Here is a 9,868-nt window from a genome sequence, read left to right as displayed (position 1 = left end):
GGCCGGGCCGGCCGTTGTGCCGGCCGGCATGGGCTCGGTGGCGACGACGGGGGCCGGCGGCGGCCGCAGCCGCAGTCCGACCACGCCGCCGCCCACCGCGCCGATCAGGACATAGAGCAGCGCAAGCAGGACCGGACGCAACGACCGCCGCTTCGGGCGAAGCAGCGGCGGTGGGGCAGGGCGGCGAGAGGAAGGCAATGGATTTCTGAGGCGGGCCGCGGGGCGGAGCAGCCCGCCCTGGCTCCGCGTCAGTGGGGTTCGTTTGCGGGCGCGGGTTCGGGCGTGATCGCCACCTGCGCCGCCTGGCTCTGCGCCGCCAGCGCCCGTGCCATCTGGCTGAGCGCTTCCTGGTGCTTCTCGTTGTCGATCATGGCGAAGTTGCGCGCCAGCTCGAGGCACATGCGCTGCCGCGGCGAGATCTCGTGCGGCTCGGCATCCGCGGCCAGCCCCTCGAAGAACCACGACACGCCGACGCCGAGCACCTGCGCGATCTCGAACAGCCGGCCGGCGGAGATGCGGTTCAGGCCGCGCTCGTACTTGTGCGCCTGCTGGTAGGTCACGCCGATCATGCGGGCGAGCTGTTGTTGCGACAGCCCCATCATCACGCGGCGCTCCCGGATGCGCGACCCGACATGCCTGTCGGCGGCATTCGCCCGCTGGCCGGGCTTCGCGCCATCGCTGCGCCGCGCCTCGCTCTGCGTTGTGGTCGCCATCGCGCTATTCGCCCCCGTTGAGCAATCTCGCTCAACGGAATGCCGCGCGTCGGACGGCGTTCCACTCCGAAGCGTGACGAACGCGTGATGCGACCGCGATCGGCGAACTTCACGCCGTGCGCGAGGAACTCTTGTCGGTTCGCTGCGCCTCGGCAAGCTGCCGGCGCAGCGATTCCACCTCGGCCCGCAGCTGCTCGACCGTCTGCGGCTGCGATGAATCCGGCGCGCGGAACGGCGCGAACAGGCTCATCGCGCGCTCGAGCATCGCCATGTTCTGCTTGCCCATCTCTTCCAGCGCCGGCAGGCCGCCGAAGGGCATGAAGCCGCCCATGGCCTGTTCCACCGATCGCCGCATCTGCTCCTGCTGCTTGGCGAAGCCGGCCATCGCGTGTTCCAGGTAGCGCGGCAGCACGCTCTGCAGGCTGTCGCCGTAGAAGCCGATGAGGTGGCGCAGGAAGCTCTCGGGCAGCAGGTTGCGGCCCTTCGACTCCTCCTCGACGATGATCTGGGTGAGGACGGAGCGGGTGATGTCCTCACCCGACTTGGCGTCGAAGACGATGAAGTCGCGGCCCTGCCGCACCATCCCCGCCAGGTCCTCGAGCGTCACGTAGCTGCTGGATTCGGTGTTGTAGAGGCGGCGATTGGCGTATTTCTTGACCACCACGGGTTGCGCCGGGGTCTCGGGCGCGGATTCGGCGCGGGCGGCATTCTCGGCCATGAGGGCTGCGTTCCTTCCTCGGGCGGCGCGGATCGTGCGGTCGCGGAAGGGCCATGACGATCCTGTTGCGTCGAGACTAGCACGCCGCCGGCTTGGCTGCGTTAGCGGGAATTCCGCAGCGCACCAAGCCCCTGCCGCGTGCCCCGGCGCGGCGGGCTGGACAGCGGCGGCAGCCGGGTGGAAGCAGGGGGATGCGTGGGCGGTGACCAGGCCCGAGGGACAGGAATGCGAGGCGGAGCTGGACCGGCTGGCGGAGGCCTGGATCGCGCTCTGGCAATCGGAGCTGGCGGGATGGACGGCGGACCCGGCCCTGGCGGCGGCCTGGCGGCAGGCGACGGGGACGCCGGGCGATGAGCCCGGCGCGGCCCCAGGCGGCGCGCCCGACGGCCCGCCCGACGCCCCGCCTGGGGCCGCGGCCGCTGGCGCTGCATCTGGGCCTGTCCCTGGCGACCCGCTGGGCGGCGCGGATGCCGCCGCCCTGCACGCCCGCATCGCCGAGCTGGAACGGCGCCTGGCCGCGCTCGAATGCGGGGAGGCGGGAGGCGGCGCGGATCGCCGACGCCCTCGCCGCCGCCGGTCACCCGCCTGAGGCCTTCGCCGCCGCGGTGGAGCGCCGGCTGCTGGCCCGCGACCTTGCCCTGGCGGAGGGGATCCTCGCCTATCGCCGCCATCCCTTCCGGCGCGACCTGGCCGACCCGCCCATGGCCTGGGCGGAAGGCGGCAGCCGGCTGCTGGACTATGGCGGGGCGGTTGGCCCGGCGCTGCTGGTCGTTCCCTCGCTCATCAACCGCGCGGCCGTGCTGGACCTGCTGCCCGAGGCGTCGATGCTGCGCCACTTGGCCGGGCAGGGGTTGCGCGTGCTGCTGCTGGACTGGGGCATGCCCGGCCCGGCCGAGCGCTGCTTCACGCTGACCGACTATGTCGCGGGACGGCTGCGGCGCGCCATCGCCGCGGCCACGCGCATCGCCGGGCAGCCGCCGGTGCTGGTCGGCTACTGCATGGGCGGCATGCTGGCGCTGGCGGCGGCGCAGCGTCTGCCGGGGGCGCTGCGCGGCTTGGCGCTGCTGGCGACGCCCTGGGATTTCTGGGCCGGGGACGCGGCGCGCGCCCAGTCGCTGGCGGCGACCCTGCCGCTGTGGGAGCCGGCGATGCAGGCGACCGGCGCGCTGCCGGTGGATGTGCTGCAGGCGCTGTTCGCCGCGCTGGACCCGGCCGCCATCGGCGAGAAATTTCGCGCCTTTCGCGACCTCGATCCGGAAAGCCCGCAGGCCCGCCGCTTCGTCGCGCTGGAGGACTGGTTGAACGACGGCGTGCCGCTCGCCGCCCCGGTGGCGCGGGAGGCGCTGGGCAGCTGGTATGGCGGCAATGCGCCGCTGCGCGGCGCCTGGCGCATCGCCGGCGCACCGGTGACGCCGCGCAGCATCCGCCTGCCCTGCTTCGTTGCAATACCGGCGCGCGACCGCATCGTCCCGCCCAGTTCCGCCCTTGCGCTGGCGGACCGGCTGCCCGCCGCCCTTGTTCACCATGCCGCGGCCGGCCATGTCGGCATGGTCGCGGGCAGTGCGGCCGACGTCGTGCTCTGGCGGCCGCTGCTGACCTGGATCAAGGCGCTGCCCGCCTGACCCTGCGCCAAGGATGCCCGGAAGCAGCGGGGCCAGGGCGGCGCTTCCGCCATCCCGGCGGCGGGCCTTCGCCTGGCCGGCCGGCTGGCGCGGGCCGCGCCCCGTCCGGCTTGCCGGATCCGGGCCGGCGGGTCCAGAGTGCGGCGCAACATAAGGGTGGGAGAACCAGTCTTGACCGAGATCGTCATCGCCTCCGCGGCGCGCACCCCCGTCGGCAGCTTCAACGGCGCCTTCGCCAGCCTGCCGGCCCATGCGCTCGGCACCGTCGCCATCCAGGCGGTGCTGTCGCGCGCCGGCGTGAGGGCCGAGGAGGTGGACGAGGTGATCCTGGGCCAGGTGCTGCCCGCCGGCGCCGGCCAGAACCCCGCCCGCCAGGCGGCCGTCGCCGCCGGCATCCCGGTCGAGCGCACCGCCTTCGGCATCAACCAGCTCTGCGGGTCCGGCCTCCGCACGGTCGCGCTGGCGGCGCAGCAGATCGCCTGCGGCGACGCCTCCATCGTCATCGCCGGCGGCATGGAGAGCATGACCCAGGCGCCGCACGCCGCGCAGCTGCGCGCCGGGCAGAAGATGGGCGACCTGGCCATGGTGGACACCATGATCAAGGACGGGCTGTGGGACGCCTTCCACGGCTACCACATGGGCACCACCGCCGAGAACGTCGCCGAGAAATACCAGATCACCCGCGAGCAGCAGGACGAGTTCGCCGCCGCCAGCCAGCGCAAGGCGGGCGAGGCGATGCAGGCCGGCCGCTTCCGCGACGAGATCGCGGCGGTGACCGTGAAGGGCCGCAAGGGCGACGTCGTCGTCGAGAACGACGAGTACCCGAAGCCCGAGACCACCTACGAGGTGCTGCAGAAGCTGCGCCCGGCCTTCAGCAAGACCGGCACCGTCACCGCCGGCAATGCCAGCGGCATCAATGACGGCGCCGCGGCGCTGCTGGTGATGAGCGCGAAGGAGGCGCGCAAGCGCGGCATCACGCCGCTGGCGCGCATCGTCTCCTGGGCCACCGCTGGCGTCGATCCGTCGATCATGGGCACCGGGCCGATCCCGTCCAGCCGCAAGGCGCTGCAGAAGGCGGGCTGGGATGTCGGCACGCTGGACCTGATCGAGGCGAACGAGGCCTTCGCGGCGCAGGCCTGCGCGGTGAACAAGGATCTGGGCTGGGATCCGGCCAAGGTGAACGTCAATGGCGGCGCCATCGCGCTGGGCCATCCCATCGGCGCCTCGGGCGCGCGGGTGCTGAACACCCTGCTGTTCGAGATGCAGCGGCGCGGCGCGAAGCGCGGGCTGGCGACGCTGTGCATCGGCGGCGGCATGGGCGTGGCGATGTGCGTGGAGCGCGCGAACTGAGCCGCGGCCCGGGACGGACGTGACCGGAGCGGCACGCCCCGGGCCTTGAACGGCCCGGGGCGTGCCGCAGCCCTGCAATCGAATGGCCATGGCGGCGCCGGCTTCGGTGCCGAACGCCATCCGCCGTGGCCGCGCCTCACGCCCGGGAGTGCCAAACGCGGGCGTGGCCGTGTCGCATCCCGCATTCGGCCCGCGGACGTCGCGCGCTGCCCCGTGGGACCGCGACGCCGCCATCCCGCATCGCCAGCGCTGCGGTCGCTTGACAATCATTGTCAGGAAAATTCATTGTCTGAGGAATATGGTTTCAGCCGGTCGCACTGCGACCGCAGCCGGAACCGTGCCTCAGGAGAAGCCCATGGGTTTTCGTGCGCGTGGCGGCGGACATCTCTGCATCGATCTGGCCTATGTGCAGCTGACCGGGGCCGAGCAGCGCGCGCTGCTGCGGTCGGTGCAGGAAACCGTGGTCGCGCATCTCGCCAAGATCTCCCGCACCTCCGGCCTCGTCACCATCAGCCTGCTGCCCGAGGGCAATGGGGCCGGGGACGAGCCCCCGCCGCCGCCCGAGCCGCAGGACCCCGAGCCGCCGTCGCCCACGAATTGACGACGGGCGTCGCCGCGCGCGGCGGCGATCCTGGCGGCGGCGACGGCCGGCACCGGCCACGCATGGCGCCAGGCGCCGTCGCATGCCCAGCAGGCTGCCGATGACGAAGCGCATGACCTGCCCGAGCGTGACGGGCGACCCGAAGCATGAGCCGCAGATCATCGGCTTCATCGAGGCCAATGGGCGCGTCGCGAACATCCCGACGCCCATTCCGCTGACCGATGCCATGCGCGCCGCGGCCGGGCCGCAGCCCGAGCGGATGTTTCGCCTGGCCGGCCCCTGCCGCGAGTCGCGCTGCGTTCAATGGCGCGACGCGGCCTGCTCCCTGATCGGCCGGATGCAGGAAACCGTCGACCGGCTGCAACTCGCGCCGGACACGCTGGCGTCCCTGCCGCGCTGCGCCATCCGGGGCACCTGCCGGTGGTGGGCGCAGGCCGGGCCGGAGGCCTGCCGGGCCTGCGCCCATGTGATCTACAATCCGGGCACCACGGCCGGAAGCGCGACGGGCGGGGTGGGATGAGCGCCCTCTGTCCCAGCTGCGGCCAGGCCGCGGTTCCGGGACAGTTCTGCGACCATTGCGGGACCCGCCTGCACCGCCCTTGCGCGGGATGCGGCACGGCGAACCGCCCGGCCGCGCGCTTCTGCACCGGCTGCGGCAATGCCCTGGACGGTGCCGGGGATGCGCCGCGCCGCGCGGCGCCCGACCTGCCCACGGCGCTGCAGAAGCATGTCTCTGTCCTCTTCGCCGATATCAGCGATTCCACCGCGCTGATCTCGCGCATGGAGACGGAGGATGCCAGCGACATCCTGGCGCCCGTGCTGCGCGCCATCGCCGAGACGGTGCAGCAGCATGGCGGCATCGTCGCCACCCGCATGGGCGATGGCCTGATGGCGGTGTTCGGCGCACCGCTGGCGGCGGAGGACCATGCGGCGCGCGCCTGCCTGGCCGCGCTCGCCATCCTGGAAAATGTCGGCGCGCTCGGCCCGGCAGCCCTGCCGGTGCGGATCGGGATCTGCAGCGGCCCGGTCATCCTGCGCGCGAACGGCCCGGGCGCCACGGATGTCGGGGTGGAAGGGCTGACGGCGCATATCGCCAACCGGCTGGAGCAGAAGGCGGAACCCTCCACCATCCTCATCGCGCCGCAGACCGCCCGCCTGGTGGGCGGCATCGCCATCCTGGCCTCGATCGGGGCGGTGGCGCTGAAGGGCATCGACACGCCGATGCATGCCTACCGGCTCCTGGGCGTCACCGACGCGACCGGCTGGACGGCGCGCATCGGGCTGCGGCCGCTGACCCGGTTCGTCGGCCGCGATGAGGAGCTGGTGCAACTCTCGCAGGCGGCCGCGCGGGCGCAGCGCGGCCGCCTGCAGGCGATGGCGGTCGTCGCCGATGCGGGCATGGGGAAATCCCGCCTGCTGCATGAATTCCTCGCCGGGCAGGCGGCCAGCGCCTGGCTCATCCTGCGCGTCGAGACGACGGCGCAGTCGATCGCGGTGCCCTACCTGTTTATCACCGCCCTGCTGCGCCAGCTTTCCGCCGACCTGCCGGAGGATGGTCGGGGCGAGCCGCGGCGGGACATCATGCCGCTGCTGTCGCAGCTGGACCCGGATGCGGCGACGGGACCGGCCGATCCGGCCGAGCGACGCCAGCGGATGGTACGGACCGTGCGCGACATCCTGCTGCGGCTGGCCGGCCGGCGCCCGGTCCTGCTGATCCTCGAGGACTACCACTGGCTGGACAATTCGAGCGCCGAGCTGCTGCAGGAGGTCTTGGACAGCCTGGACTGGATCCGCCTGATGGTCCTGGTGACCGCGCGCCCCGAGCGTCGGCCGGACTGGGGCGATGCCGGCCATGCGTCCCGAACGACCATCCGGCTGCGCGACCTGACCGCCGCGGAAGGCGAGGCGATCCTCAAGGAGCTGCTGGGCGGGTCCGAGGCGCTGGCGCCGCTGCGGCGGCACATCGTCGGACGTGCCGACGGCACGCCGTTCTTCCTCGAGGAATTCGCCCGGTCCCTGCAGGAATCCGGCGTGCTGGCCGAAGGCCCGCCGGCGCCGGAACGCGTCGCCATCCCGGATTCGGTGCACGCCATCATCGCCTCGCGCATCGACCGCCTGTCGCCGCTGCACCGGCACATCCTGCAGGTCGCGGCGGTGATCGGCCGCGACGTCCCGTCGCCCCTGCTGGCCGGGATCACCGACATCCCGCCGCAGACCATCGCAATCGAGATCGGCGTGCTGATCACGGCCGGCTATCTCACGCGGACGGAGGATGCGCCGGACCCGACGCATCGCTTCACGCATGCGCTGGTGCGGGCGGTGGCCTATGGCAGCCTGCTGCGGAGCCACCGGCGGGCGCTGCACCGGCGGGTGCTGGCGGCGCTGGAGGCCCGTCGCGGGGACCGTGACGACACGCTGTCGGAAGACCTGGCGCATCATGCGACGCTGGCCGAGGCCTGGCCCGAGGCGGCGCGCTATGCCCTGGAGGCGGCGGAACGGGCCTCCCGCCGGCCGGCCTGGCGCGAGGCGAAGGCCTTCCTCGAGACTGCGATCCTGGCGCTGGAGCGGCACCCGCCCGGCAGCCCCGCCGCGCTGCAGGCCATCGATGTCCGGCTGCGGCTGCGCAGCATCCAGTATGTCGCGGCCGACCAGCCCGACACCGCGCCCTTCGGCGAGCCCGAGGAGGCGCAGGATGCGACGGCCGACCCCGTCAGCCTCGCCCGCGGCTACATCAACCGCTGCAACAAGCTCTCCCATGGCGGGGAGCTGGCGCGGGCGATCCAGCTCGGCCGCTCCGCCGTCGACATCATGCTCGAGCACGGCAAGGTCATCGACGTGGTGAGCGCGAGCTTCGCGCTCGGCCAGGCCTACTGGTATGCCGGCGAGCTGGAGAGCGGCCGCACCCTGCTGGAGGCGCATCTGGCCCATGCGGACAGCGAGGAAGGCCATGCCCGCACGCCGGCCACCTTCGTCCTGCCTTCGGTGGTGTATTTCTGCTTCCTCGCGCAGTTCCGGGCCGATCTCGGCCGGGCGGAGGCCGGGATGGAGGCGATCCGGAAGGCGCGCGCCCTGTCCGAGCGGCATGGCCATGCCTTCGACCACCTGGTCGTCAGCGTCTACGAAGGCGACCTCCTGCTCCAGGCCGACCGGGTGACCGACGCCATCATCCTGCTGGAGCAGTCGCTGGCGACGGCGCGCGCCAACGGGATCGGCTACCACATCCCGTCCATCGCCTCGGTCCTCGGCCGGGCCTATGTGGCGACCGGGCGGCATGTCGAGGCGCGGGACCTGCTGACCGCGGCCTCCGACCAGGCGGGACGGGAAGGGCGGATCGGCAAGCGCCTGATCTGCGGGCCGCCCCTCGTCCGCGCGCTGGCGGAAGGCCGCGACGGAGACCTCGCCCTGGCGATGGATGTCGCCGGGAGCACGCTGGCGGAGGCGACGGCGCGCGGCTTCCTGCCGACCGTCGTCCATACGCATCTCGCCCTGGCGCATCTGGCGATGCTGGGCGGGACGCCCGGGCAGGCCGGCGAGGAATTGGCGAAGGCCGAGGACCTGGCGCGGCGGATCGGCCTGCGGCGGCTGCGGCCGGAGATCCGCCGGGGGCTTGCGGCGATCGGCGCCGCATCCGGCGACGCGACGATGGGCTGAGCCGTCGCCGCTGCGAAGGCGGCGCCTGCGCAGGCAGGGATGGCGCGTCCACCCGGACGCGCCATCCGCCTTCCGAAAGGGACGGCGGGACGAAGCCGCGCGCCGCGGCCCGCCCGCCATCCACCGTGGTGCCGCCTCAGCAGAAATGCGCGCCGCGCGTCTCCACCGGCAGCAGGTAGATGCTCTGGCTGGCGGTCATCAGCAGCTGGTTCCGGCGGGTGCCGCCGAAGCAGAGATTGGCGCAGATCTCCGGCAGCTTGATGAGCCCGATGCGCGCGCCGTCCGGCGCGAAGACGTGCACGCCGTCATAGCCATCGCCCACCCAGCCGGCGCCGACCCAGACATTGCCGGCCTCGTCGCAGCGAACGCCGTCGCCGAAGCCCGACTTGCCCTCGAACTCCATGCTGGCGAAGGTGCGCGGATTGGTCGCGCGCTGGCCGTCCACGTCGAAGGCCCAGATGATGTTCTTCGCTTCCGGATAATGGCTGCTGCCGCTGTCCGCGACATAGAGCCGCCGGTAGTCGGGCGAGAAGCACAGCCCGTTCGGCTTGAAGGGCTGGTCCGCCACCTTGGTGACCTGGCCGCTCTGCGCATCGATCCGGTAGACCGCTTCCTTGATGAAGGGACGGGGGCTGTTCGCCGCTTCCGGCACGCGCTGGCCTTCGTAATTCATCAGCGCGCCATAGCCGGGGTCGGTGAACCAGATGCTGCCGTCGGTGGGATGCACGACGCCGTCGTTGGGCGCGTTGAAATTGCCGTCCGGCCCGCGCGCCGCTAGCACCGTGACGCGCCCGTCCGGCTCGTAGCGCACCACGTCGCGGTGGAAGTGGCGGAAGGCGATCTGCCGCCCCTCGCGGTCGAAGGTGTTGCCGTTGGAGAAGCCGGAGGGCGAGCGGAAGCGGCGGTGGACCGAATGGTCCTCCTCGTTCATCCGCAGGCATTCGTCGTTCGGGATGTCCGACCACACCCAGAAGCGGCCGGTGGCGTGCCAGGCCGGGCCTTCCGCCCAGCCATAGCCGGTGGCGACGCGCTTGATGGCGCTGTTGCCGAGCGTCATGGTGAATCGCTTCTTGTCCAGCGCGACGATGTCGGCATCCGGGTAGCGCGCGGGCGGCGCCCCGGGGGCGTAGCTGCGCTGCGCGCTGGCGGGAATGGCGGCGCCGGCGGCCAGGGCGCCGGCCAGGCCGCCCAGCACGCGGCGGCGCGCCGTCAC

Annotated in this window: 8 protein-coding genes; 5 read left to right on the top strand and 3 right to left on the bottom strand. The window is 72.7% G+C overall.

The genetic code is table 11. The features are described from left to right. Positions 1-248 precede the first annotated feature (248 nt). Positions 249-713 (bottom strand): helix-turn-helix domain-containing protein, encoded by a 465-nt coding sequence (locus tag E2C05_RS24090; protein ID WP_133222190.1) that lies wholly within the window; start codon positions 711-713, stop codon positions 249-251. A 109-nt stretch (positions 714-822) separates the two neighbouring features. Further along, positions 823-1,431 carry a polyhydroxyalkanoate synthesis repressor PhaR gene (gene phaR / locus E2C05_RS24085; RefSeq protein WP_133222189.1) on the bottom strand — a complete coding sequence of 203 codons (609 nt, stop codon included), beginning with the start codon at positions 1,429-1,431 and terminating at the stop codon, positions 823-825. Positions 1,432-1,781: 350 nt separating this feature from the next. Between phaR and E2C05_RS24080 the strand changes: the two genes are divergently transcribed. From E2C05_RS24080 to E2C05_RS35210, 5 genes are all read left to right on the top strand, one after another. Next, complete coding sequence (locus E2C05_RS24080; RefSeq protein ID WP_133222188.1) at positions 1,782-3,053, top strand: alpha/beta fold hydrolase; 1,272 nt, start codon at positions 1,782-1,784, stop codon at positions 3,051-3,053. A gap of 171 nt (positions 3,054-3,224) precedes the next feature. Then, positions 3,225-4,403, top strand: a complete 1,179-nt coding sequence (locus E2C05_RS24075; RefSeq protein WP_133222187.1) for an acetyl-CoA C-acetyltransferase — start codon at positions 3,225-3,227, stop codon at positions 4,401-4,403. Positions 4,404-4,758: 355 nt separating this feature from the next. Then, the gene (locus E2C05_RS24070) at positions 4,759-5,004 is read left to right on the top strand and encodes a hypothetical protein (RefSeq protein WP_133222186.1); all 246 of its coding nucleotides are present in this window, start codon (positions 4,759-4,761) and stop codon (positions 5,002-5,004) included. A gap of 82 nt (positions 5,005-5,086) precedes the next feature. Next, positions 5,087-5,524: a hypothetical protein gene (locus tag E2C05_RS24065; protein ID WP_133222185.1), complete on the top strand. Its 438-nt coding sequence runs from the start codon at positions 5,087-5,089 to the stop codon at positions 5,522-5,524. Beyond that, a complete protein-coding gene (locus E2C05_RS35210; protein WP_133222184.1) occupies positions 5,521-8,655 on the top strand; it encodes an adenylate/guanylate cyclase domain-containing protein in 3,135 nt (1,044 codons plus the stop codon). The genes E2C05_RS24065 and E2C05_RS35210 overlap by 4 nt, the downstream gene beginning before the upstream one ends. A 136-nt stretch (positions 8,656-8,791) precedes the next feature. Here E2C05_RS35210 and E2C05_RS24055 read toward each other — a convergent pair whose 3' ends face one another. Further along, positions 8,792-9,868, bottom strand: coding sequence for an SMP-30/gluconolactonase/LRE family protein (locus E2C05_RS24055; protein ID WP_133222183.1), 1,077 nt, complete (start codon positions 9,866-9,868; stop codon positions 8,792-8,794).

The sequence above is a fragment of the Paracraurococcus ruber genome, assembly GCF_004353985.1.
In the GTDB taxonomy this organism is placed as follows: Bacteria; Pseudomonadota; Alphaproteobacteria; order Acetobacterales; family Acetobacteraceae; genus Paracraurococcus; species Paracraurococcus ruber.
Note: the sequence above shows the minus strand (reverse complement) of the source record. Positions and strands in the feature narration are given on the sequence as shown.